Below are 23,948 nucleotides of genomic sequence, written 5' to 3'. Positions count from 1 at the left end.
GAGGCTTTCTGGCGCTGTTTTTCGTTTCATCTTTCACGCGCAAGCCCCCTGAATTCAGGTGCTAAAGTAAAAGAAGAAGCGGAAAATAGCAGCATTCATGCTTGCGTTACCTTGTGTGTTCATTCATCCCGAAGGGGGTGGAAATGAAAGAGGGAGCAAAGCCCCCTCTCTCAACTGGCTTATGCCAGTGCTGCTTTCGCTTTTTCGACCAGAGCGGTGAACGCTAATTTGTCGAATACTGCGATGTCAGCCAGGATCTTACGGTCGATTTCAACAGAGGCTTTTTTCAGGCCGTTGATGAATTTGCTGTAAGAAATACCGTTCTGACGTGCTGCTGCGTTGATACGCGCAATCCACAGTTGACGGAACTGACGCTTACGTTGACGACGGTCACGGTAAGCATACTGACCAGCTTTGATAACAGCCTGGAAGGCAACGCGGTATACGCGAGAACGCGCACCGTAGTAGCCTTTAGCTTGTTTCAAAATTTTCTTGTGACGTGCACGGGCAACTACACCACGTTTTACGCGAGCCATATGTGCTCTCCTGTATCTATTCTAAGTTAAAAAAGGTTAATAAACGTTTACGACTTATGCGTACGGCAGGCACGCGATTACCAGGCCCAGATCGCCTTTGGAAACCATGGCTTTAGGACGCAGGTGACGTTTACGCTTGGTAGCTTTTTTAGTCAGAATGTGACGCAGGTTAGCGTGCTTGTGCTTAAAACCACCTTTACCGGTTTTTTTGAAGCGCTTAGCAGCACCGCGTACGGTCTTAATTTTTGGCATTTTAATAACTTCCACTTCGCATTGTTAATAAACGAAACATAGGCGAACAAAACCTGCGAAGCCCGTAGGCTCCACAGGAATTGCTACTTGAAGGCCTTACTGTTTCTTCTTAGGAGCGAGCACCATGATCATCTGGCGGCCTTCGATCTTCGATGGGAAGGATTCGACCACTGCCAGTTCACTCAGATCGTCACGGACGCGATTAAGCACTTCCATACCGATCTGCTGGTGAGCCATCTCACGACCGCGGAAACGCAGCGTGATCTTAGCTTTATCACCCTCTTCCAGAAAGCGTACCAGGCTGCGGAGTTTTACCTGGTAATCGCCATCGTCGGTGCCAGGTCGGAATTTAATTTCCTTAACCTGAATAACTTTTTGCTTTTTCTTCTGTTCCTTAGAAGACTTGCTCTTTTCATAGAGGAATTTGCCGTAATCCATGATACGACAAACTGGCGGCTCGGCGTTAGGGCTGATTTCGACCAAGTCTACTCCGGATTCTTCAGCTTTTTCCAGAGCTTCTCTCAGACTCACAATACCAAGCTGCTCGCCTTCCAGACCTGTTAAGCGAACTTCTTGCGCGCGAATTTCGCTGTTGATACGATTCGGGCGCGCCGTTTGAACTCGTTTTCCGCCTTTAATACCTTATTCCTCCAGTTGTTGAAGACTGCGGCTGCGAATCTCTTGTCGCAGCTTCTCAATCACTTCACTTACGTCCAGGCTACCCAGGTCTTTACCACGGCGGGTGCGAACGGCAACTTTGCCTGCTTCCACCTCTTTATCACCACAGACCAACATGTAAGGTACCCGACGTAAAGTGTGCTCGCGGATTTTAAAGCCAATCTTCTCATTTCTCAAGTCCGCTTTTACGCGAATGCCCGCATTTTGCAGTTTCTGCGTCAATTCTTTAACGTAATCGGCCTGAGAATCGGTGATATTCATGACCACGACCTGCACCGGCGCGAGCCAGGTTGGGAAGAAGCCTGCAAACTCTTCAGTCAGAATGCCGATAAAGCGTTCGATAGACCCAAGAATTGCACGGTGAATCATTACCGGCACCTGACGCTCGTTGTCTTCGCCCACATAGGAGGCGCTTAAACGCTGCGGCAAGGAGAAGTCCAGCTGGACTGTTCCGCACTGCCATGCGCGATCGAGGCAGTCATACAGTGTAAATTCAATTTTCGGACCGTAGAATGCGCCTTCACCCACCTGATACTCAAACGGGATATTGTTCTCTTCCAGCGCAACTGCCAGATCCGCCTCAGCACGATCCCAGGTCTCGTCGCTACCGATACGTTTTTCCGGACGAGTTGAGAGTTTGACGACGATTTTCTCGAAGCCAAAGGTGCTATACATATCGTAGACCATACGAATACAGGCGTTGACTTCATCACGCACCTGATCTTCGGTACAGAAAATATGCGCATCATCCTGAGTAAAGCCACGAACACGCATCAGACCATGCAGTGCGCCTGATGGCTCATTACGATGGCAGCTACCGAACTCCGCCATACGCAGCGGCAGATCGCGGTAGGATTTCAGACCCTGGTTGAAGATCTGAACGTGGCCCGGGCAGTTCATTGGCTTGATGCAGTATTCACGGTTCTCAGAAGAGGTGGTGAACATCGCATCTTTGTAGTTGTCCCAGTGGCCTGTTTTTTCCCACAGTACACGGTCCATCATGAACGGGCCTTTCACTTCCTGATACTGGTACTCTTTCAGCTTGGAGCGCACGAAAGTTTCCAGTTCACGGAAGATAGTCCAGCCGTCGTTATGCCAGAAGACCATACCCGGCGCCTCTTCCTGCATATGATACAGGTCGAGCTGCTTACCGATTTTACGGTGGTCGCGTTTTGCGGCCTCTTCCAGACGCTGCAGGTAGGCGCTCAGGGCTTTCTTATCTGCCCACGCGGTACCATAAATACGCTGCAACATCTTGTTGTTGCTGTCGCCGCGCCAGTAAGCGCCAGCGGTTTTCATCAGTTTGAAGTGATGACAGAAACGCATGTTCGGCACGTGCGGTCCACGGCACATGTCGACGTATTCTTCGTGATGATACAAGCCAGGCTTGTCATCATGCGCGATGTTCTCATCAAGAATAGAAACTTTATAGTTCTCGCCACGCTTCACGAAGGTTTCACGCGCTTCGTGCCAGCTGACTTTTTTCTTGATGACATCGTAGTTGGTCTCGGCGAGCTCGTGCATACGTTTTTCAAGCGCGTCGATATCTTCCTGGGTCAGGGTGTGGTCAAGGTCAACGTCATAATAGAAGCCGTTGTCGATCACCGGGCCGATCGCCATTTTGGTGTTTGGCCAGAGCTGTTTGATGGCATGGCCTAACAGGTGCGCACAAGAGTGACGAATGATCTCAAGACCTTCATCGTTCTTCGCGGTAATGATGGAGAGCTGAGCGTCGTTTTCAATCAGATCGGAGGCATCAACCAGTTCACCATTAACACGGCCAGCGATGGTCGCTTTTGCGAGTCCAGGACCAATGTCCAGGGCAACATCCATCGGGCTAACGGCGTGGTCGTAATGGCGTTGGCTGCCATCAGGAAGAGTAATTACAGGCATTTTATATCCTTATTTGCAGTGATGCCCCACACATAAGAGCATATACAAAGAAAATAATCGTATTTTATCAATAGATTGCGAAACCATCTGACCAACAATCGTCAAATTGGCTCGCAGTCTGGAACAGTGACGAATCAGACAAAGGCTGATTTACGTTCTGCACCCTGATGGTAACACTAAAAAAAGGGTGAATGCACCCTCTGCGACCAGATTGATGTCTCTCATACATTTGTATGAGTTTTAGGGGGTAGCGCTCGCAATCCCATTTTGCTGAGCTAATCTTGAACTGGTCCTGACAACGTAAGGGGCGTTACATGAATGTTTCCAGTAGAACTGTAGTGGTACTGAATATTGTTTCAGCAGCGGCGCTGGTCATGATCCTGGCTGATAAGTTTCACTGGTTTTGACCCCCAAGGCTGACACTGCATAACAGCTTTTGATAGACTCACGTTATCAACTGACGAGGGAACGGGTTATGCCAACAAAACGCTTTGCACAAAAACACTGGAAAATGGTGGTGGTATTAATCGCCATCTGCGGTGCGATGCTTTTATTACGCTGGGCAGCAATGATCTGGGGCGTGTAGCGTGCTGGGGTATTAATTCACGTTAGTGACGTCTAGTGAGTAACATGCAATGGTGCGGCTTTTATTAATATGACAGCAATATTGTCCATTCGCCTGTAAGCGCTGTTTCCGACATAAAATCATTTTCAGGTTCGCATAATGCGAAAAACCGGTACATCATCATCCGGTTTTTTCACTGCTGGTGTGATCCAATAATATTAAGACCACTCACCCGCAACCAGTTTGTGCACATCAAATGCGTCATTCATTGACTGACCGGTAGACTGAGAGCCCGGCGCGATGTTAGAACCCGCTTCAACATCAGAAGCGCGGGTGATACCGATTTGGTTGGTGGTGTCACTGGCAGGTTGAGTTACTGAATCAGCAGCAAATACACCAAATGACAGTGCGGAGAGCACCATTGCTGCTGCAGCATTTTTGATTTTATTCATAATGATTCTTCTCTATATCTGAATTAATGCAGTACAACGTGAGGCAATTAATGCCTGTATTCACAGTGTAGATCTGGATCACACTTTTGCCTAGTCAATTTATTTATCAAATCGTGTCAAATAAATTGAATGTATATCGCTGAGGGGAATTATGAAGAAATTATGGAGAATAACGCTGAGGTATTAATTTAAAACGCTGTTCAATATTTAATAGCACGCTTTGTTAAAATAAAAATACGGGCCGATAATATATCGGCCCGCGAATATTACATTTTATAGCCTAAAGAAACGGTCGTTCTGCGATCGGTATGTTCTGGTGCGGATGCCGGTGGCTCCGAGTTCCAGGTCACGTTGTACGCCACTTTTAAACCAAAGTGTTCGTTGATCGCCACGTTCAGCGCGGTTTCAGAGTTCAGTGTCGTATCATCAGCACCAAACACGGAGACACCCTGGGTAAATTTGGCGTTATCGGTGAACTGCCAGGCATAGGTGCCGGATGCATAACCCAGCGGCTGCGTTTTGGTATCGCCGTCAGTGTACTCGTCGTAACGTACACCCGGACCGAATTCAAAACGGAAGCTGTGGACCGGGCCATTCAGGAACTGACGACCATAACCCGCAGTGAAGACGTCACGCTGACGATAGCCATTGTAGCGGTCAGTTAACCAGCTTGCCTGGCCGAAAAGATAGTCATAATCCGTCATGTTGTAACGGCTACGGCCACCCACTGCATATTTCTCAGAGGAGCGCTCGTCATTAGATGAGGTGTTACTGGCGTTACCCCACAGGGACCAGGCGGTGGTATTGCCGTACCAGGTCATCGTGGTGTCTGCGGTCAGGGAGGAGCTTTTGGTGTTACCTGATTGCGCCAGATAGCCCGCGTTAAGGTTACCTTCAAACGGTTTCTGCGCAGTGGATGGGTCATCCATGACAGTAAAAACGGTATCGTCAGCGGCTGCGTACATCGAGGCAAACACGCCACCCGCCAGCATCAATGCGGCAGGTACTGTCTTCAAGAGCTTCATTTATAAGGGAGTCCGTACAACAAAAAAAGAGACCATCACGGTCTCGGAAACTTTCTTGAGGATCAATGACAAGGCATCCATAGAAAGGTAACAAATTATAAAAAGGCTCATATAACATAGCAATGATTTCTTATTTCATTTTTTGAATAAGAACGATCTCAAATCGTTAATTAATTCATATTAAAAACGCACAGAACGTCTAAACATTTATATTTAAAATCATACTGTTATTTACTTTCCCTTCTCGCCTTTTGTGCCATGCTTACCTGAGCCAATGCTAAAAGGAGGTCACAATGGTCAAGATTTATACACTGACGCTCTCCCCTTCGCTCGACAGCGCTACCCTCACGCCGCAGATTTATCCTGAAGGTAAACTCCGCTGCAGCACCCCAGTCTTCGAGCCTGGCGGCGGGGGTATTAATGTGGCGCGCGCCATTACTCATCTTGGTGGTCAGGCCACAGCGATCTTCCCGGCGGGCGGTGCCACCGGTGAACATCTGGTGGCGCTGCTGGCGGATGAACAGGTAGCCGTCGATACCGTCGACGCAAAAGACTGGACGCGCCAGAACCTGCATGTCCACGTCGAATCCAGCGGCGAGCAGTACCGTTTCGTCATGCCCGGCGCCATGCTGGATGACGATGAATTCCGCCAGCTGGAACAGAAAGTGCTCGCCATTGAAAGCGGTGCCCTGCTGGTGATTAGCGGCAGCCTGCCCCCTGGCGTGCAATGTGAAAAACTGACCCAGCTGATTCGCGCGGCGAAAGACAAAGGCCTGCGCTGTATCGTCGACAGTTCGGGCGATGCGCTCACTGCCGCCCTGGAATCCGGCGGTCTGGAACTGATCAAACCGAACCAAAAAGAGTTGAGCGCGCTGGTCAAGCGCCCGTTAACGCAGCCCGATGATGTTCGCTCCGCCGCCCAGGAGCTGGTGCGCAGCGGGAAAGCGCATCGCGTGGTGGTCTCATTGGGGCCGCAGGGTGCCCTCGCCGTCGATGAAACCGGTTCAGTGCAGGTCGTTCCACCGCCGATGAAAAGCCAGAGCACCGTGGGTGCCGGTGACAGTATGGTCGGTGCGATGACCTTAAAACTGGCGCAAGGCGCATCGCTGCTGGAGATGACGCGCTACGGCGTCGCGGCCGGTAGCGCGGCCACCATTAATCACGGCACGCGCCTGTGCTCCCTCGAAGACACGCAAAAAATCGTGAATTACCTTTCCCAGAGCTAAAAATGGCTTCCCTCCATAACGGAGGGAAGCGCATTAGGTCGCCAAACTGGCGCGATCGGCTATGCTAAGAAAACTTTCAAGATAACAAAGAGGTGAAATATGAGCAGTGGTGACATCACCCGCTACGTCGTGACCATCAAATTTCATGAAGACTCGCTGACCGAACTCAACGAGATCAATAACCACCTGACGCGCGGTGGCTTCCTCCTGACGCTGACGGATGACGAAGGCAACGTTCACGATCTGGGCACGAATACATTCGGGCTGATCAGTCCTCTCAGCGTTGATGAAGTGAAAGCGCTGGCAAGTGGTCTGATTGAGAGTGCGATCGGTAAACAAGCAGACATTGACGTGAAAACCTGGGAAGAGTGGCAAAAAAGAGAACAATAAATGCCCTAAAGTGATCCTGACGGCTCAGGTGTGCGTTAGCTCGTATTATTGAACAGCGTTTATGCGCTAACTTTATGATCTGGCGGACAACATGGGAGAATCATCATGTGGCAGGCTATCAGTCATCTTTTAAACGAGCAACTGGGCGACGGGGAGATCGAGCAGCGTAACGAACTGCCAGGCGGTGAGATCCACGCTGCATGGCATCTGCGCTTCGCGGGACGCGATTTCTTCGTGAAATGTGATGAACGGGAATTGCTTCCCATCTTCACCGCCGAAGCCGATCAGCTGGAATTACTGTCGCGCAGCAAAACCGTCTCCGTGCCTCAGGTCTGGGCGCTGGGCAGCGATCGCGATTACAGCTTTCTGGTGATGGATTATCTCCCTGCCCGTCCGCTGGACGCGCACAACGCCTTTTTATTAGGTCAACAGATTGCCCGCCTGCATCAGTGGAGCGATCAGCCACAGTTTGGTCTCGATTTTGACAACGACCTGTCGACGACCCCTCAGCCCAACGCCTGGCAGCGTCGCTGGTCCACCTTCTTTGCCGAGCAGCGCATCGGCTGGCAGCTGGAGCTTGCGGCGGAGAAAGGGCTCGAGTTTGGCAATATTGATGCGATTGTGGAGCATGTCCAGCAGCGCCTGGCTTCTCACCAGCCGCAACCGTCGCTGTTACATGGCGATTTGTGGTCAGAAAACTGTGCGCTGGGGCCGAACGGGCCTTATATCTTTGATCCTGCCTGCTACTGGGGCGACCGCGAATGCGATCTGGCTATGCTGCCGCTGCATCCGGAACAGCCTCCGCAAATCTACGACGGCTATCAGTCCGTTTCGCCCCTGCCGTCAGGCTTCCTTGAAAGACAGCCTCTTTATCAGCTCTATACCCTGCTGAACCGTGCAATTCTGTTTGGCGGTGAACATCTGGTGAATGCGCAACGTGCGCTGGAGCGTGTTTTAGCGGCGTAGCAGCGTATACGGGTGGCCAGGGCCACCCGCAGCGCGTTACAGAAAACCGAGTAACGAAAAGAAGAAGTAACCGCAGACGATGATAATCACCGGCAGTACGTACAGCGGGAAAATCTGCAGCAAAATGGTGTGATGCGGAACCACAATTCGCGATTCAATCTGCTCGCGGGTCAGCCCTTCAGTGCCTTTCGCCTGCTCCAGAATCAGCTGATCTTCCACCCCTTCTCGCAGAAAACGCGTCTGACGGCTCATTCGCGCGCCAGAGGCCTGCAGGGCGAGCGCAACAAAGATCAGCGCAAAGATTATCCAGAACGCGATGTTCAGGCTTTGGTGAAAATCGGGCGTCGGCGAGTTGTACCAGAAGAAGTTAAGAAATGGCGTGTTAAAACGCATCATCTCAATCATAACATGAGCAAAATCAAGCATAACCGCATTGATACCTGCCTGCTTTTCGCTGTGCTCATACATGAATTTCATCACGGAGATTAGCGTGGAAATCACCGCCGGAATAAAAATTACCCATCCGGCAATACGTTTTAGCACCGCGATGCGTCCAGCTTGTTGATACGTCATCAGTTCCCCTTCAGTAAGACGCTCACTTATAGCCTAAGTTTACCTTCTGCTTACGAATTTCGCCCGTTCTTTAAGGCCAATTATGCTAAATTGCTGCTTAACTTTAGAGTGACTTTATGCTGAAAACGTATGAATGGAGATAGCGTTATGACGACCCCGCGCCAGATTGTTGCTGCCATTTTCGATATGGATGGATTGTTAATCGATTCCGAACCACTTTGGGATCGTGCCGAACTGGATGTTATGGCCAGCATTGGCGTGGATATTAGCCGCCGTAACGAGCTGCCGGATACGCTGGGGCTGCGCATTGATATGGTTGTTGAACTGTGGTTTGCCCACCAGCCGTGGAATGGCCCAAGCCGTCAGGACGTCACCGACCGCATTATCACCCGCGCCATTGCCCTCGTTGAAGAGAGCCGCCCCCTGCTGCCGGGCGCGCGCGAAGCCGTCGCATTGTGTAAAGCACAGGGGCTGAAAGTGGGCCTGGCGTCCGCATCACCGCTGCACATGCTGGAAAAAGTGCTGGAGATGTTCGACCTGCGCGACAGCTTCGACGCGCTGGCCTCGGCGGAAAAACTGCCCTACAGCAAGCCCCATCCGCAGGTTTATATGGACTGCGCTGCAAAACTGGGCGTCGACACACTCGCGTGCGTGGCGCTGGAAGATTCCGTTAACGGCATGATTGCCTCGAAAGCAGCCCGTATGCGCTCCATCGTGGTCCCAGCGGAAGAAGGCCAGCACGATCCGCGCTTTGCGCTGGCGGACGTCAAACTGGCCACCCTTGCCGATTTGACCGCAGAGCATCTGCGCGGGTAATCCCTCTGGTTCGGGCAACGCCCTGTTGCCCGAAAACATGACCACCATAATATTTTTGAAACATCATTTCATTTTTATTTGTAATTCCTGCTAACGGCTCCTATTCTTATCTTCAGAATGACAATAACCCTACACTCTGAGGTTGATATGATACTGGATGCCTTTAATCTGGCGGGAAAAGTAGCCATCGTCACTGGCTGCGATACCGGTTTAGGCCAGGGAATGACGCTGGGACTGGCGCAGGCGGGATGTGACATCGTGGGGGTGAACCGTAAAATCCCCGAAGAGACCGCAAAAAAAGTCAAAGCCCTGGGCCGTCGCTTTATGGCGATTCAGGCCGATCTAAGCCAGCAGGACGCAATTGAAACGATTGTGACAAAAGCGGTCGCCGAAATGGGCCGTGTCGATATTCTGGTCAACAACGCCGGAACCATCCGTCGGGAAGATGCCCTGTCATTCAGCGAAAAAAACTGGGATGACGTGATGAACCTGAACCTGAAATCGGTCTTTTTCCTCTCTCAGGCGGTCGCGCGTCAGTTTATTGCTCAGGGCGAAGGCGGCAAAATTGTGAATATCGCCTCGATGCTCTCTTTCCAGGGCGGGATCCGCGTCCCGTCTTATACCGCCTCGAAAAGCGGTGTAGTAGGGATTACGCGCCTGCTGGCAAACGAGTGGGCTGCGCACGGGATCAATGTCAATGCGATTGCACCGGGGTACATGGCGACCAACAATACCCAAGAGTTACGTGACGACGACCAGCGCAGCAGAGAGATTCTGGATCGTATCCCTGCTGCGCGCTGGGGAAATCCTGAAGACCTGCAAGGCCCGGTGGTTTTCCTTGCCTCAAAAGCCTCTGACTATATCAATGGCTATACGCTCGCCGTCGATGGGGGCTGGCTGGCGCGCTAGCGCCAGTTTGTGACAAAGAGTTACACCGTAACCTCTTCCGCCTACTGTACAAAAACCCTATACTGTATGAATTGACAGTTTCGTGGGTTTTATCATGACGGCGGAAGGCCACCTCCTTTTTTCTATTGCCTGCGCAGTGTTTGCTAAAAACGCTGAGCTTACCCCTGTTCTTGCTCAGGGCGACTGGTGGCATATTGTTCCTTCTGCGGTCCTCACCTGTTTACTGCCGGATATTGATCATCCTAAGTCGTTTCTCGGCCAGCGCCTGAAATGGATCGCCAAACCCATCGCCAGAGCTTTCGGTCACCGCGGGTTCACCCACAGCCTGCTGGCAGTCTTTATTCTGCTGACCTTTTTCTATCTTAAGATCCCTGAAAGCTGGATTGTTCCCGCCGACGCGATTCAGGGGATGGTGCTCGGCTACCTAAGCCATATCCTGGCCGATATGTTAACCCCCGCCGGCGTTCCGCTGCTCTGGCCCTGCCGCTGGCGTTTCCGTTTTCCGATTCTGGCCCCGCAAAAAGGTAACCAGCTGGAGCGCGTCTTGTGCATGGCGCTCTTCGCCTATTCCGTCTGGATGCCTCAGACCCTGCCCGAAAATGGTGCAGTTCGCTGGTCGTCACACATGATCAATTCCCTGCAATTTCAGTTCAATCGCTTTATTCATCACCAGATTGAACAATAAACAGACAAAATAGTTGCATTTGTCATAATCCATTCCATTTGGATATAAGCGCCACATCACACTTCTGATAATCTTGCGCCAACATGATCGGAATATACCGGTCGGATTATAAATCAGGAGAACGGGGATGAATTTTCCACTTATCGCGAACATTGTGGTGTTCGTTGTCTTGCTATTGCTGCTGGCGCAGACGCGTCACAAGCAGTGGAGCCTGGCAAAAAAAGTACTCGTCGGTCTGGGAATGGGTGTGGTATTTGGTCTGGCACTGCAGGCGATCTACGGCTCTGATAACCCGGTTCTGAAAGATTCTATTCAGTGGTTTAACGTGGTCGGTAACGGCTATGTACAGCTGCTGCAAATGATCGTCATGCCGCTGGTCTTCGCCTCTATTCTGAGCGCGGTTGCCCGTCTGCATAACGCCTCTCAGCTGGGTAAAATCAGCTTCCTGACCATCGGCACCCTGCTGTTCACCACGCTTATCTCCGCGCTGGTCGGTGTGCTGGTCACCAATCTGTTTGGCCTGACCGCAGAAGGGCTGGTACAGGGCACCGCGGAAACCGCGCGCCTGGCCGCTATTCAGACCAACTACGCCGGTAAAGTGGCCGATCTGAGCGTGCCTCAGCTGCTGCTCTCCTTCGTGCCGAAAAACCCGTTTGCCGACCTGACAGGCGCAAACCCGACGTCCATTATTAGCGTCGTGATTTTTGCTGCCTTCCTGGGTGTGGCCGCGCTGAAACTGCTGAAAGACGATGCGCCAAAAGGCCAGCGCGTGCTGACCGCCATCGACACCCTGCAGAGCTGGGTGATGAAGCTGGTGCGTCTGGTGATGCAGCTGACGCCGTACGGTGTGCTGGCTCTGATGACCAAAGTGGTTGCCGGTTCTAACCTGCAGGACATCATCAAACTGGGCAGCTTTGTGGTCGCTTCTTACCTCGGCCTGATGATCATGTTTGTCGTCCACGGCATTCTGCTGGGTGTGAACGGTGTTAGCCCACTGAAATTCTTCCGTAAAGTGTGGCCGGTGCTGACGTTTGCCTTCACCAGCCGCTCCAGCGCCGCGTCTATTCCGCTGAACGTTGAAGCGCAGACCCGTCGTCTGGGTGTACCAGAATCAATCGCCAGCTTCTCCGCCTCATTTGGCGCAACCATTGGTCAGAACGGCTGTGCGGGTCTGTACCCGGCAATGCTGGCCGTCATGGTTGCTCCTACCGTCGGGATTAACCCGCTCGACCCAATGTGGATTGCGACGCTGGTCGGTATTGTCACCGTAAGCTCCGCCGGTGTGGCCGGTGTTGGCGGTGGTGCTACCTTCGCCGCGCTGATCGTGCTGCCTGCGATGGGCCTGCCGGTGACGTTGGTCGCGCTGCTGATCTCCGTCGAACCGCTGATCGACATGGGCCGTACCGCGCTCAACGTCAACGGTTCTATGACTGCCGGGACGCTCACCAGCCAGTGGCTGAAGCAGACCGACAAAGCTGTCCTCGATAGCGAAGAGAACGCCGAACTGGCGCATCGTTAATCGTTTACCGCACCCAATAAAAAAACCGCCGCTGGCGGTTTTTTTTTATCTCTGCGTTTACTCAATATCCCCATCCTGGCGGATTTGCATGGCCCAGCGCTGGGCCGATTCCGGAACCGTAAACGTCGGGGAACGGCGAAAATGCTCCCCCATCAGGACAAAGGCCACGTATTTTCCCCGCAGCTGCCAGACGTCGCGAAAACCATCCACTTTCAGGGCATGGTCTGGCGGCGCAGGTTCGACGCGGGGTACGTAGCTGATGACACGACGGTTTTGTTGACGAAATGGTTTCATAAGCACTGGTTCACTAAAGCAAATTCTGGAAGCAGGAAATTCTTATCATAGCCGATTCCCCCCTGACGCGTCGCGCTTTGGATGCGGTATGACTGCTCTCGCGGTGCCAGTTCCCCGAAAAGTCTCAGTCTGGCAGGTTGTTTGTCACATTGTTCTATAGTTAATGGGGCTTTTCACCACAACGACCGTATTTCAGCAATGAAACCCAGGAGACGAGTGCAATGTCGCATCAAAAAGACAAGACCGATAAACATCATCAGTCACCGATCCACGGCGACGAAGAATCAAAACCCGGTATGGACTTGCTGGCCCCGGAAGATGGCTCCCATCGCCCTTCGCCGTCGCCGTCAGCCCCAGGAGAGCAACCTACCGCGCCGGGTAGCCTCAAATCCCCGGATACGGGCAACGAAAAACTGCATTCACTGGAGCCGCATCGCAAAGGCGGCGAGAGTTTCCCGCTCACCACCAATCAGGGCGTGCGCATCGCCGATGACCAGAACTCCCTGCGTGCAGGAAGCCGTGGCCCGACGCTACTGGAAGATTTTATCCTGCGGGAGAAAATCACCCACTTTGACCACGAGCGAATCCCGGAACGTATCGTTCACGCCCGCGGTTCTGCCGCCCATGGCTATTTCCAGCCTTATAAAAACCTGAGCGATATTACCAAAGCGGATTTCCTCTCCGACCCGGATAAAGTGACCCCGGTCTTCGTGCGATTCTCCACGGTACAGGGCGGCGCCGGTTCAGCCGACACCGTGCGCGATATCCGTGGTTTCGCCACCAAATTCTATACGGAAGAAGGTATTTTTGACCTTGTCGGCAACAATACCCCGGTGTTCTTCATTCAGGATGCCCATAAGTTCCCGGACTTCGTCCACGCGGTCAAACCTGAGCCGCACTGGGCTATTCCGCAGGGGCAAAGTGCCCACGACACCTTCTGGGACTATGTTTCGCTCCAGCCGGAAACGCTGCACAACGTGATCTGGGCGATGTCCGACCGTGGTATTCCCCGCAGCTATCGCACCATGGAAGGCTTTGGTATTCACACCTTCCGTCTGATTAACGCCGAAGGCAAAGCAACGTTCGTGCGTTTCCACTGGAAGCCGGTGGCGGGTAAAGCCTCTCTGGTGTGGGACGAAGCGCAAAAGCTGACCGGGCGCGACCCCGATTTCCATCGTCGCGAACTGTGGGAAGCCATCGAAGCGGGCGATTTCCCGGAATACGAACTGGGGTTACAGCTAATTCCAGAAGAGGATGAGTTCAAGTTTGATTTTGATCTGCTCGACCCTACCAAACTGATCCCCGAAGAATTGGTGCCCGTGCAGCTGGTGGGCAAAATGGTGCTCAACCGCAATCCGGATAACTTCTTTGCGGAAAACGAACAGGTGGCGTTCCATCCAGGGCATATCGTCCCAGGGCTTGATTTCACCAACGATCCTCTGCTGCAGGGGCGTTTGTTCTCCTATACCGATACGCAAATCAGCCGTCTCGGTGGGCCTAACTTCCACGAAATTCCGATTAACCGCCCGACCTGTCCTTACCATAACTTCCAGCGCGACGGGATGCACCGCCAGGATATCGACACCAACCCGGCGAACTATGAACCGAACTCGATCAACGACAACTGGCCGCGCGAAACCCCGCCAGGGCCAAAACGCGGTGGCTTCGAGTCCTATCAGGAGCGCGTGGAAGGGACTAAAATCCGCGAGCGCAGTCCGTCGTTTGCCGAGTATTACGCCCATCCTCGCCTGTTCTGGAACAGTCAGACGCCCGTTGAGCAGGAACATATCATCGGCAGCTTTAGCTTTGAGTTAAGCAAAGTGGTGCGTGAATACATTCGTGAACGGGTGGTCGATCACCTGGCGCATATCGACATTAAGCTCGCCCAGGGCGTGGCGGATAATTTAGGGCTAACCCTCACCGATGAGCAGCGCAATACGGCGCCGCCGAAAGAGGTTAACGGCCTGAAAAAAGATGCCTCCCTGAGTCTATATGCCGTACCGGGCGGAACAATTAAGGGCCGCGTGGTGGCGGTACTGCTTAACGACAAACCCATCGCCAAAGATGTGCTGGCGACCCTGAAAGCGCTGAAGTCGAAAGGCGTGCACGCGAAACTGCTCTACTCCCGCATGGGCGAAGTGAAGGCTGACGATGGCTCTGTCCTGCCCATCGCCGCGACGTTCGCCGGATCTCCGTCCCTCACCGTGGATGCGGTGATTGTGCCGGGCGGCGATATTAAGAGCCTGCTCACCAATGGTGATGCGGCCTACTATCTGCTGGAGGCCTATAAACACCTGAAACCTGTCGCGCTGGCGGGCGATGCGCGTCAGTTTAAATCGCTGCTGAAAGTGGCAGAAAAAGGTGAAGAAGGGATTGTCGAAGGAGATAAAGTCGGCGCACCGTTTATGGATCAGCTGTTCGATCTGATGGCGGCGCACCGGGTGTGGTCACGAAGCGCTAAAATTTCAGCGATTCCGGCATAACAAACCACCGGGTAGGCTGATGCCTACCCGGCTATTCTTACAAATCGCTAAACGTCCCTAAACGATATCCACGTTCCGCAATCGCATACTTCAGCGAGGGCGACGTCAGCACGTCCAGTTCTGCCAGACGCGGCCAGCAATAGGCGCTTTTGCGCACCGTATTATCGACAAACGCCGGATGCGCCATGATCTCCAGCGAACGTTCACCGCGCGAAGCCGAGCCATCCAGTACCTGCAACAGCAGCGCTTCGCTGATCGCATCGCCATAAAACTCGCTGCTGAAACCCTCGGTAGTCGGCGCACGGCCGAGCGGCAAATCGTGCAGGGCCAGCACCTGACGGTCCACACGCATCGCCACGCCCTTACGCGCTGCAAATTCGGCTACCAAAGGGAAAATCGCCGGGATCATATGCACATGATGATGGCTGTCGAGATGCGTCGGTTCGCGGCCAAAGAGATCGACGAAGCGATTGAACTGACAATCCAGTTCGCGGGCGATTTCGTCGAGCGGCAGCGCCCCCTGCTCTGCCATCTCCCAAATCCATTTCCCCAGCACCCCGTCGCGCGTTAGCCCCGGCATGGGTGAGAGCGGCATCCCGAGCGTCAGCACGAAATGCATCCCTACGCCCAGCTTCGGCAGATCGCGGCTTAACGCTGCGGCATGTTCAATCGCCTCGCCGTTGACCAGCGCGGTGGTCGATGTGACCACCCCGTGGCGACAGGCTTCGATAATGCCGTAGTTTTGCCCTTTGGAGAGTCCAAAATCATCGGCATTCACGATCAACAGATTTTCCATCTCTGTTCCTCTCAGCGTTGTTTAAGCTTCTCAGCCGTGGCGGCAAAGTTTGGCAGCCATTTTTCATGGGCGAGAATCATTTCGCGGGCCAGGGATTCTGCGTCGCGGTCGGAGTGGACCAGCGGACTCAGGTTCAGGGCCAGCAACACGTCATTAAATTCCCCGCTCAGCGCCGCATGGCTGGCTGCGATTTCGAAACCTTTGATGGTGTGAATCAGGCCCATCACTTTGTCGTCGAAATGGGTGATGCGAGAGTGCGGTTTCGCCCCGTCGCGCCCAAGAATACAGGTCATTTCAACCGCCCAGTCTGCCGGGATGTTGTCGATATGCCCGTGGTGCGGCACGTTCACGTAATGCTCAGCCTGTTTGTCATTGTAGATGGCGTTAATGACTTCACAGGCCGCATCGGAGTAATACGCCCCGCCGCGCTGCTCAAGCTCTTTCGGTTTGACGTTAAGATTAGGATCTTTATACAAATCAAAGAGCTGTTTTTCGACTTTCTGCACGACCTGCGCGCGAGCCCCGCCTTTATAATACTCGCCCATTTCGATGGCCAGCATCTCTTTCTGCTTGAAGTAGTAGAGCAGATACGAGCACGGCAGCAAATTCAGGGAGCGAATCAGCCCTTCGCTGAATGGCAGATCGAAGATGTTTTTCACCGAGCCGGCGGTCAGTCGGCCCGAGGCCACGCCGTCAAGCAGTTCGGCAAAACGTGACTCTCCGTTGACGATCACATCTTTGATAAAGACCATGTGGTTCAGGCCGAACAGATCGATGGAGAGATCGTCGCTGTCGGTCAATTTCAGCACATCGCGGATAAACATTTTCATGCCAATCGGAATGTTGCACACGCCGATGAACCGTTTGAATCCGGTGTGGCGATAAACCGCTTCCGTGACCATCCCGGCCGGGTTGGTGAAGTTGATCACCCACGCCTGCGGGCAGATCTCTTCCACGTCTTTGATGATGTCAAAAATCACCGGAATGGTGCGCAGGCCTTTAAACAGACCGCCCGCACCGTTGGTTTCCTGCCCCAGATAGCCGTGGCTCAGCGGAATACGCTCATCCAGTTCACGGGCTTTCAGCTGGCCAACGCGCAGCTGGGTGGTCACGAAGTCGGCATCTTTCAGTGCATGACGACGATCTAACGTTTTGTGTACGGTTAACGGGACACCGGCTTTCTGCACCATGCGCTGGCACAGCTCGAAAATAATATCGAGCTTCTCCTGCCCTTCTTCCACATCCACCAGCCATAATTCGCTGACCGGCAGTTCATGATAACGTTTCAGAAAACCTTCGAGCAATTCCGGGGTATAACTGCTGCCGCCGCCGATGGTTACGACTTTCAATTTCTTTTGCATAATATCTCCCTTAGCGTATCAGGTTAACCGCCTGCAAAGTATAGCGTGGCATTCCCGCTATTTTGGGCAAGCGTTTAAGTCAATATTCCTGGCGAGTTACTTCGCCGTGAGTCAATTAATTATTCATTACCGTTAAATTTTTACGGTAGCTGTTAGGCGTGAATGAAGTGAATTTCTTAAAGGTTTTAATAAACAGGCTCGGGCTACTGTAACCCGATTCATAAGCAATATCGGTGACCGAATAATTGGTTATTTCCAGCTGCTTTTTGGCGAAATTAATACGAATACCGTTAATGATTTGCACCGGTGTTTTTTGGTAATAACGCTGGGTAGCGCGGGTGAGATATTCCTGCGATTTACCCGACAGGGCAATCATGTTCTCCAGCGCATTATCGCCAAACTGATGTTTGTCGTGCATTAACTCTACGGTAGTCCGCAGCCACTGCGGAATATCATCGATCACCTGCTGCTCATCGCGATGGTGGCGCAGGCGGTTCATCACATAAAACGTGACCGTTTCAATAAACTCATCGAATTCGCTGTCCCGGAAGTTCAGCGAGGCGATAACCGTTTCGATCCAGGTCATAAACTCGTTTTTAATGCGATACACCTGCGATGCCACGAAGCAGAATGGCACCAGGGGTAAGTAGTGTTTCTCGAAGAAACGTCTGCTCACACCGACGTTCAGAATGCGCGTCGCCCCGAATTCATAAAAGCTCTGGTGATACGACCCCATCGGCAGAAAGACAAAGTCGCCGCGCTCCAGCAGCACGCGCTTGCCGTTGATCTCCTGGTAGTAGCGCCCGGTCAGAACAATCGTGAACTCGTAGTAGTCATGCTGATGCAGACCGCTCACGCTTTCCGTTTTGTTATAGATAACCACGTGAAAATTCTTGCCGTTAAACAGTTGCTGCTCAAGTGCGGTTTTAATTTCCATCGTGTTTACCTCCGGCGGCCTGACTTATTGCATCTTCTCGTGAAGCTCAATGAGCTCAGCAACCAGCTCGCGAGCCAGCATTGAGGTCATCAAATGATCCTGGGCGTGAACCAGCACCAGACTCACCTTCATTTTACCTTCTCCCTGGTCGCCTTCAATCAGCTTAGTTTGTACCAGGTGAGCTTCGTTCAGCGCCGTGCGTGACTGATCCATCATGCGTTTCGCTGCGGCGAAATCGCCCTGCTTGGCTTGTTTGAGTGCGCCGTACGCCAGGCTGCGTGCCTGTCCGGAGTTAATGATAAGCCCCATCACTACTTCTTCAAGATCGTTCTCAACGGCCTCGTCTGCCACGATAGTATCCAAATCAAACATCATTTCTCTCCTTTTACAGGCGCGGGTTTCCCCGCGCCGGACCTCTTAGAATTTCAGTGCGTTAGCGATGTCTTCTTCGCTTTCCTGCTCATCAATGACCGCCTGAGCCTTGTTCGACACCGCCACGAATGGCAGGTAAACCAGCGTCGATACACCCAGGTTGAACAGTGCCACGCAGAGTGCGGCGATACTGCCGTTGCTGTTGAAGAAGGCGCCAAGACCGGTTGGCATCGTCCACGGTGCCAGGTTCGTTACCGGCGGGATAATACCCATCGAGTAAGCAGCCAGCGTAATGGCGGCCAGAATCGGCTGAATCAGCACGAACGGGATAAACATCACCGGGTTCATGATGATTGGCAAACCAAACAGAATCGGTTCGTTAATCTGGAAGATACCTGATGGCAGTGCCAGTTTCGCTACCTGACGATGATCCGCACGGCGTGAGCCGATGAAGATGGCGATAATCAGACCGAGCGTCGCCCCTGAACCACCCAGCAGGATGTAGGAATCCAGCATCGGTTTCGCCCAGAAGTGGAACTCTTTACCGGCAGCAATCGCCGCTTCTACGGAACCGTACTGGTTATATAGTGCGATGTTTTCCAGTGCCCATGGGGTCATGATGCCGTTATCCAGCGCGGTGAGAGCCAGTGAGCCGTGCACACCGAAGAACCACAGCAGGGAGTTAAAGATAACGTAAGCCCAGCCCACTACGCTGCCCATTGATGCCAGCGGCGTGGAGATAGAGTCCATGATGATCTGGTGGAAGTTGCTGCCGTGGTTGGCCAGCAGCCAGGAGAGCACACCGAAAATGGACAGGATCAGGAAGCCTGGGATTAACGCCGAGAAAGAGCGCGACACGGAAGACGGCACGCTATCTGGCAGGGTAATGACCCAGTTGCGACGAATCACGAAGGTGAACATTTCCGCCACGATCAGGCCAATCACCATCCCGGAAATAATATTCTGACCGCCCAGCCAGTTTGCACCGACGGCATAGGCTTCACCAACGCTGTAAGGTGTCACGGTCATAAAGGCCGCCACCGCCAGCAGACCGGCTGCCATTGGGTCGACTTTACGCTCTTCCGCTAACGCTGAACCAATGAAAAAAGGCGCCATCAGCGACATAATGCCCAACGTACCGTTGTACACGTTGCCGCCGATGGCTTTAAAGCCATTCAGGGTTTCAATGGTGGAAGCGTCTAACCGAATCCCCATAGAATAGAAAAACGAGCCTTCGCCAAAACTTAAAAAGACGTTATTAATTAATACGAACATGGCACCGGCCAGGGTCAACGGCATTAATTTAATAAAGCCATTTTTAATCGCATTAATGTGGGGCTGCTTTCCTATTTTAACAGCAAAAGGAAGGAGTACCTTTTCAAGAGAGCTAATAACTTGACTCATAGAAATTACCCTTAAATGCCGCAACAAATATTGCGGCGTAAGTGTGTGAAATAACTCTTTGACGGGAAAAATTTAAATTTTAATTAGCGGCAGCTTTTTTAATTGAGGCAACTGCAGCTTTAAGTACACCTAAACCATCAATTTTGCCGTACAGCACAGAATCGATCACTTCTACAGGTTTGTTCGGTAATAAACGCTGGATTTCTGGCAACATATACGCAATCTGTGGGCCCAGTAAAATCACGTCCGCGGCCTGACCTTTTTCGCCTGCCAGCGTTTCGGGAAACGCTTCGATAACGACAGGAACTTCATACTTTTCTGCCTGCGCACGCATCTTGGAAACCAGTAGTGACGTTGACATGCCCGCAGAGCAGAACAGGTAGATATGTTTCTTTTCCATAGCAACTTCCCTCTTGTATGACCCTCACCATCGCCCTTCAGCCCGCTGATGAGTGTTACTTTTGTTTGTCATTGAATGGAGTATACGGCAAGGCATAGGGAGCGGATAATTCAGCACGAGTCACAATTGTCTCTCCTTGACCTGTCGTTTTGACTGCCCTCACAGTTTAGGCAAATAATTCGCGCAAAGAAATAAGATTATTGCAGGCATAAAAAAACCGGCACATTGGCCGGTTTGTTACATCGTTCAGGCAAGCAGGTTATTGCGCCTTAGGTGCCTGTGGGTCAGTGTCGTACTCAGCACAGGTCTGATAACCTGAGTTGATCACGTGTCCTGTATCGTCCAGAGCCACAAAGTAGGTCTCTGCTTTACCATCACGTTGACCCAGAATATAAGTCTGGCAGGTCCCACGTGCGTGGATCATAGTGACTTCGGAAGAAGGTTTGCCAGCCACCTGCGCTACCTGCGCACGGCTCATCCCTTTCTTCACATCTTTAACTACCGGCTGTGTGAACTGATCGGTTGTACGATCGTAAGCTGTACAGCCCGCCAGCATAGTCAATACCGCCGCTGCACTTAAAATTCCCGCTACATTCTTGTTCATTTTCCGTCCTCTTGTTTATCAGCGTGTTATCTAAGCATGGGATAAAAAATTCGATTCTTCAACTTTGTCTGCGAAGCGGGATGTTTTTCGGAAAATTCTAATAAAACAACGATAACCTGCTAAATCGTCGCAATTTGCCGCACTCGAAACTGTGATCCTTGTCGTTTTACGCCCAAAGGGTTAGTTTTAACGGATACTCATTCTGCTTCGTTTTTGCTAATGGAGGGCGTAATGGCTCTGCAACAAGAGATTATTCATGCGCTTGGCGTAACGCCTGCGATAGATGCTCATCAAGAAATCCGCCGCAGCGTCGATTTTTTGAAATCCTATCTGAAAACGTATCCGTTCCTGAAGTCACTGGTTCTTGGCATCAGCGGCGGTCAGGACTCTACCCTGACCGGCAAACTGTGCCAGCAGGCGATCTCAGAATTACGTCAGGAAACGGGTGACGACGCGCTGCAGTTTATCGCCGTGCGCCTGCCTTATGGCGTTCAGGCCGACGAGCAGGATTGCCAGGATGCAATCTCCTTTATCCAGCCCGATCGCGTGCTCACTGTGAACATCAAAGGCGCGGTATTAGCCAGCGAACAGGCGTTGCGCGAGGCCGGCATTGAGCTGAGCGATTTCATTCGCGGCAACGAAAAAGCCCGCGAGCGCATGAAAGCCCAGTACAGCATCGCCGGAATGACCAAAGGCGTGGTGGTCGGCACCGATCATGCTGCGGAAGCGGTTACTGGTTTCTTCACCAAATACGGCGACGGCGGTACCGATATCAACCCGATTTTCCGCCTCAATAAACGCCAGGGTAAGCAACTTCTTGCCGCGCTGGGCTGCCCGGAGCACCTCTATAAGAAAGCGCCGACCGCCGATCTGGAAGACGATCGCCCTTCCCTGCCGGATGAAGCGGCGCTGGGAGTGACGTACGACAATATCGACGATTATCTGGAAGGCAAAACGCTCGATGAGAGTATCGCCCGCACTATTGAAGGCTGGTATCTGAAAACCGAGCACAAGCGACGCACGCCGATTACCATCTTCGACGACTTCTGGAAACGCTGATTCCCAGAGCGCATTGCCGGGTGGCGCTACGCTTACCCGGCTGTTTTTATCCCTGCGATGACTGCAACCCCTACGCACACAGCCCGCCAGACGAAGCCGCCTCTTTTTTAACCACTCACTCTTTGCTACACTGTATGTCTGAACAGTATCAGGAGTCTTTTGTGAGCAGGCGTCAATCTGCCCCGCGTCTTGAATTTGAAGCGGGGGCTATCTACGAATATCCCGAACATCTTCGCCCCTGGCTGGAGGCTCTGCCGAAACAGCCTGGCGTCTATTTCTTTCATGGCGAAAGCGAAGCGATGCCGCTCTATATCGGTAAAAGCGTCAATATCCGCAGCCGGGTGTTATCGCATTTACGCACGCCCGACGAGGCCGCGATGCTGCGCCAGTCGCGGCGCATCACCTGGACGCAAACCGCCGGGGAGCTGGGCGCGCTGCTGCTCGAAGCCCGGTTGATCAAAGAACAGCAACCGCTGTTCAATAAACGTCTGCGCCGCAACCGCCAGCTGTGCTCGCTGCAAATCACCGACGGCAAACCGCAGGTGGTTTACGCCCGTGAGATTGATTTCTCCCACGCGCCGAATTTATACGGCCTGTTTGCCAACCGCCGCGCGGCGTTGCAGGCGCTGCAATCTCTCGCTGATGCAGAGAAACTTTGCTACGGGTTATTAGGTCTGGAGTCGCTTACGCGCGGGCGCGCCTGTTTTCGTTCCGCGCTGAAGCGCTGCGCCGGGGCATGCTGCGGCAAGGAGAGTGTGGAAGATCATCAGATGAGATTAAAGGCCGGGCTGGCGGCGATCAGCGTGACCTGCTGGCCGTGGCAAGGCGCCATTGCGCTGAAAGAGACCAGCAACGCCATCACCCACTACCACATTATTCACAACTGGCTGTGGCTGGGGGCCGTCGACACGTTAAACGACGCCGCGGCCCTGCTGCGCACACCTGCCGGTTTTGATCAGGACGGCTACAAAATTCTCTGTAAGCCGCTGCTCTCCGGGCAGTATGAAATCATTGAACTTAGTGACCCGGCAGCCACGTAATCTCACTGAACAGCAGCGTTCCTTCTGATTCCAGTAAGCGCAGGGTGTGTATGCCATCCTGCCAGCTGGCGCCCTGATCGGCGGTAAGGAATTTGTCACCCAACTGCCAGGCCCCGCTCAGAACGAATACCACGCCACCGCGCGAGGCGAAGGTGGTAAAGGTGCGATCCGCCACCCGCACGTTGGCCTTGCAGCGATCGCGCTTCGTCATGATATTGAAATCCATCGACATCTGCCCTTCCGTGAGCTTCGCCTTCACCGGATGGTCGCCCGCAAAACTGAATGGCTGATGACGCTTCAGGGTATGGCAAAAGGTCTGGCCCGCATCGAGGGTCACTTCGCCGCCCTCAATCAGGGTAATCACCCGATCGACGCCGGGAAAGAGAGAGAATTCGCCGTTGCTGGCAATAGAAGCAATACTGGCGCGCCAGTGAAAATCACGGGTCGCAGTGGGAAAGCAACAAATCTCACGGGTTTCACCCGCGCCATTACGCCAGAGATTCACCGGCATTTTGCGGATATCAAAAAACTCCATCACCACTCCTGAAAGGCGCAATCGCACCAGAGCGACAATATCAATAGCGTCGCTGTCTTGATTGTTATCGTTAGGTAATCACAGACGTATTATCGGCAGCAATGCAAAGGGGCCTTAGGCTCATGGTGAAAAAAACTCTAACGCCCTGACTCTGTTAAGCATTCTCTGAACCGACTAC

29 protein-coding genes and 1 other annotated feature (1 of these 30 only partly in view) are annotated in these 23,948 nt (G+C 52.7%); of the genes, 12 read left to right on the top strand and 17 right to left on the bottom strand.

The annotated features are described in order from the left end of the window. Positions 1 to 104 (bottom strand) — a sequence feature (Phe leader region); it reaches 20 nt to the left of the window's first position. From pheM to thrS, 5 genes are all read right to left on the bottom strand, one after another. Next, the gene (gene pheM, locus ACB496_RS08730; protein ID WP_001386830.1) at positions 55 to 99 is read right to left on the bottom strand and encodes a pheST operon leader peptide PheM; all 45 of its coding nucleotides are present in this window, start codon (positions 97 to 99) and stop codon (positions 55 to 57) included. It overlaps the preceding feature by 45 nt. A 75-nt stretch (positions 105 to 179) precedes the next feature. Further along, on the bottom strand, positions 180 to 536 hold the full coding sequence (rplT, locus tag ACB496_RS08725) for a 50S ribosomal protein L20 (RefSeq protein ID WP_012017122.1): 357 nt from the start codon (positions 534 to 536) through the stop codon (positions 180 to 182). A 54-nt stretch (positions 537 to 590) separates the two neighbouring features. Then, positions 591 to 788 carry a 50S ribosomal protein L35 gene (gene rpmI / locus ACB496_RS08720; protein ID WP_001124225.1) on the bottom strand — a complete coding sequence of 66 codons (198 nt, stop codon included), beginning with the start codon at positions 786 to 788 and terminating at the stop codon, positions 591 to 593. Between the two features lie 96 nt (positions 789 to 884). Beyond that, the gene (gene infC, locus ACB496_RS08715) at positions 885 to 1,427 is read right to left on the bottom strand and encodes a translation initiation factor IF-3 (protein ID WP_071818735.1); all 543 of its coding nucleotides are present in this window, start codon (positions 1,425 to 1,427) and stop codon (positions 885 to 887) included. 3 nt (positions 1,428 to 1,430) lie between these two features. Further along, on the bottom strand, positions 1,431 to 3,359 hold the full coding sequence (gene thrS, locus ACB496_RS08710) for a threonine--tRNA ligase (protein WP_100780477.1): 1,929 nt from the start codon (positions 3,357 to 3,359) through the stop codon (positions 1,431 to 1,433). Between the two features lie 314 nt (positions 3,360 to 3,673). Between thrS and yncL the strand changes: the two genes are divergently transcribed. Then, positions 3,674 to 3,766: a stress response membrane protein YncL gene (gene yncL / locus ACB496_RS08705; protein ID WP_102103511.1), complete on the top strand. Its 93-nt coding sequence runs from the start codon at positions 3,674 to 3,676 to the stop codon at positions 3,764 to 3,766. A gap of 68 nt (positions 3,767 to 3,834) precedes the next feature. Next, positions 3,835 to 3,945 (top strand): small membrane protein YniD, encoded by a 111-nt coding sequence (gene yniD / locus ACB496_RS08700; RefSeq protein WP_100780479.1) that lies wholly within the window; start codon positions 3,835 to 3,837, stop codon positions 3,943 to 3,945. Between the two features lie 197 nt (positions 3,946 to 4,142). Here yniD and ACB496_RS08695 read toward each other — a convergent pair whose 3' ends face one another. Further along, positions 4,143 to 4,376: a hypothetical protein gene (locus ACB496_RS08695; RefSeq protein WP_100780480.1), complete on the bottom strand. Its 234-nt coding sequence runs from the start codon at positions 4,374 to 4,376 to the stop codon at positions 4,143 to 4,145. Between the two features lie 266 nt (positions 4,377 to 4,642). Continuing rightward, positions 4,643 to 5,401 carry a YdiY family protein gene (locus ACB496_RS08690; protein ID WP_100780481.1) on the bottom strand — a complete coding sequence of 253 codons (759 nt, stop codon included), beginning with the start codon at positions 5,399 to 5,401 and terminating at the stop codon, positions 4,643 to 4,645. Positions 5,402 to 5,694: 293 nt separating this feature from the next. Here ACB496_RS08690 and pfkB point away from each other — a divergent pair, with 293 nt between their 5' ends. The 3 genes from pfkB (at position 5,695) to ACB496_RS08675 (ending at position 7,983) form a co-directional block, all read left to right on the top strand. Continuing rightward, entirely contained in the window at positions 5,695 to 6,627 is a 933-nt protein-coding gene (gene pfkB, locus ACB496_RS08685; protein ID WP_129034417.1) for a 6-phosphofructokinase II, read from the top strand. Between the two features lie 99 nt (positions 6,628 to 6,726). Beyond that, a complete protein-coding gene (gene ghoS / locus ACB496_RS08680) occupies positions 6,727 to 7,017 on the top strand; it encodes a type V toxin-antitoxin system endoribonuclease antitoxin GhoS (protein WP_100780483.1) in 291 nt (96 codons plus the stop codon). A gap of 105 nt (positions 7,018 to 7,122) precedes the next feature. After that, the gene (locus ACB496_RS08675; protein WP_107703791.1) at positions 7,123 to 7,983 is read left to right on the top strand and encodes a fructosamine kinase family protein; all 861 of its coding nucleotides are present in this window, start codon (positions 7,123 to 7,125) and stop codon (positions 7,981 to 7,983) included. A gap of 36 nt (positions 7,984 to 8,019) precedes the next feature. On the opposite strand, the gene ACB496_RS08670 is transcribed toward ACB496_RS08675, so the two are convergent. Further along, the gene (locus ACB496_RS08670; RefSeq protein WP_371974981.1) at positions 8,020 to 8,556 is read right to left on the bottom strand and encodes a YniB family protein; all 537 of its coding nucleotides are present in this window, start codon (positions 8,554 to 8,556) and stop codon (positions 8,020 to 8,022) included. Between the two features lie 147 nt (positions 8,557 to 8,703). Here ACB496_RS08670 and hxpB point away from each other — a divergent pair, with 147 nt between their 5' ends. From hxpB to ACB496_RS08650, 4 genes are all read left to right on the top strand, one after another. Further along, positions 8,704 to 9,372 carry a hexitol phosphatase HxpB gene (hxpB, locus tag ACB496_RS08665; RefSeq protein ID WP_102103507.1) on the top strand — a complete coding sequence of 223 codons (669 nt, stop codon included), beginning with the start codon at positions 8,704 to 8,706 and terminating at the stop codon, positions 9,370 to 9,372. A gap of 147 nt (positions 9,373 to 9,519) precedes the next feature. Further along, positions 9,520 to 10,281 carry a 2-dehydro-3-deoxy-D-gluconate 5-dehydrogenase KduD gene (gene kduD, locus ACB496_RS08660; protein WP_371974980.1) on the top strand — a complete coding sequence of 254 codons (762 nt, stop codon included), beginning with the start codon at positions 9,520 to 9,522 and terminating at the stop codon, positions 10,279 to 10,281. Between the two features lie 94 nt (positions 10,282 to 10,375). Next, positions 10,376 to 10,966 carry a metal-dependent hydrolase gene (locus tag ACB496_RS08655; protein ID WP_100780488.1) on the top strand — a complete coding sequence of 197 codons (591 nt, stop codon included), beginning with the start codon at positions 10,376 to 10,378 and terminating at the stop codon, positions 10,964 to 10,966. 127 nt (positions 10,967 to 11,093) lie between these two features. Further along, a complete protein-coding gene (locus tag ACB496_RS08650) occupies positions 11,094 to 12,485 on the top strand; it encodes an L-cystine transporter (protein WP_314519925.1) in 1,392 nt (463 codons plus the stop codon). Between the two features lie 57 nt (positions 12,486 to 12,542). Here the strand turns inward: ACB496_RS08650 and cedA are convergent, their stop codons facing one another. Next, a complete protein-coding gene (gene cedA / locus ACB496_RS08645) occupies positions 12,543 to 12,779 on the bottom strand; it encodes a cell division activator CedA (protein WP_123429053.1) in 237 nt (78 codons plus the stop codon). 221 nt (positions 12,780 to 13,000) lie between these two features. On the opposite strand from cedA, the gene katE reads away from it, so the two are divergent. Then, the gene (gene katE / locus ACB496_RS08640) at positions 13,001 to 15,262 is read left to right on the top strand and encodes a catalase HPII (RefSeq protein ID WP_371974979.1); all 2,262 of its coding nucleotides are present in this window, start codon (positions 13,001 to 13,003) and stop codon (positions 15,260 to 15,262) included. A gap of 37 nt (positions 15,263 to 15,299) precedes the next feature. Here the strand turns inward: katE and chbG are convergent, their stop codons facing one another. The 7 genes from chbG to osmE form a co-directional block, all read right to left on the bottom strand. Beyond that, the gene (gene chbG / locus ACB496_RS08635) at positions 15,300 to 16,058 is read right to left on the bottom strand and encodes a chitin disaccharide deacetylase (protein WP_129034414.1); all 759 of its coding nucleotides are present in this window, start codon (positions 16,056 to 16,058) and stop codon (positions 15,300 to 15,302) included. 11 nt (positions 16,059 to 16,069) lie between these two features. Continuing rightward, positions 16,070 to 17,419: a 6-phospho-beta-glucosidase gene (locus ACB496_RS08630; RefSeq protein WP_371974978.1), complete on the bottom strand. Its 1,350-nt coding sequence runs from the start codon at positions 17,417 to 17,419 to the stop codon at positions 16,070 to 16,072. Between the two features lie 115 nt (positions 17,420 to 17,534). After that, positions 17,535 to 18,356: a transcriptional regulator ChbR gene (gene chbR / locus ACB496_RS08625; RefSeq protein ID WP_100780494.1), complete on the bottom strand. Its 822-nt coding sequence runs from the start codon at positions 18,354 to 18,356 to the stop codon at positions 17,535 to 17,537. Positions 18,357 to 18,380: 24 nt separating this feature from the next. After that, complete coding sequence (gene chbA, locus ACB496_RS08620) at positions 18,381 to 18,728, bottom strand: PTS N,N'-diacetylchitobiose transporter subunit IIA (protein WP_100780495.1); 348 nt, start codon at positions 18,726 to 18,728, stop codon at positions 18,381 to 18,383. Positions 18,729 to 18,773: 45 nt separating this feature from the next. Beyond that, positions 18,774 to 20,132 (bottom strand): PTS N,N'-diacetylchitobiose transporter subunit IIC, encoded by a 1,359-nt coding sequence (gene chbC, locus ACB496_RS08615; RefSeq protein ID WP_100780496.1) that lies wholly within the window; start codon positions 20,130 to 20,132, stop codon positions 18,774 to 18,776. 79 nt (positions 20,133 to 20,211) lie between these two features. Then, a complete protein-coding gene (gene chbB, locus ACB496_RS08610; protein ID WP_100780497.1) occupies positions 20,212 to 20,532 on the bottom strand; it encodes a PTS N,N'-diacetylchitobiose transporter subunit IIB in 321 nt (106 codons plus the stop codon). A 259-nt stretch (positions 20,533 to 20,791) separates the two neighbouring features. Beyond that, positions 20,792 to 21,136: an osmotically-inducible lipoprotein OsmE gene (gene osmE, locus ACB496_RS08605; protein WP_100780498.1), complete on the bottom strand. Its 345-nt coding sequence runs from the start codon at positions 21,134 to 21,136 to the stop codon at positions 20,792 to 20,794. 231 nt (positions 21,137 to 21,367) lie between these two features. On the opposite strand from osmE, the gene nadE reads away from it, so the two are divergent. Together nadE and cho are read left to right on the top strand one after the other, a co-directional pair. Continuing rightward, entirely contained in the window at positions 21,368 to 22,195 is an 828-nt protein-coding gene (gene nadE / locus ACB496_RS08600; RefSeq protein ID WP_100780499.1) for an ammonia-dependent NAD(+) synthetase, read from the top strand. Positions 22,196 to 22,356: 161 nt separating this feature from the next. Then, a complete protein-coding gene (cho, locus tag ACB496_RS08595) occupies positions 22,357 to 23,235 on the top strand; it encodes an excinuclease Cho (RefSeq protein ID WP_198520741.1) in 879 nt (292 codons plus the stop codon). Here cho and ves read toward each other — a convergent pair. After that, on the bottom strand, positions 23,213 to 23,770 hold the full coding sequence (gene ves, locus ACB496_RS08590; RefSeq protein WP_102103501.1) for an environmental stress-induced protein Ves: 558 nt from the start codon (positions 23,768 to 23,770) through the stop codon (positions 23,213 to 23,215). The genes cho and ves overlap by 23 nt on opposite strands. Between the last annotated feature and the right edge of the window lie 178 nt (positions 23,771 to 23,948).

This window comes from Lelliottia nimipressuralis (assembly GCF_041464075.1).
Lineage (GTDB): Bacteria > Pseudomonadota > Gammaproteobacteria > Enterobacterales > Enterobacteriaceae > Enterobacter > Enterobacter nimipressuralis.
This window is presented reverse-complemented; position numbering and strand designations above follow the sequence as displayed.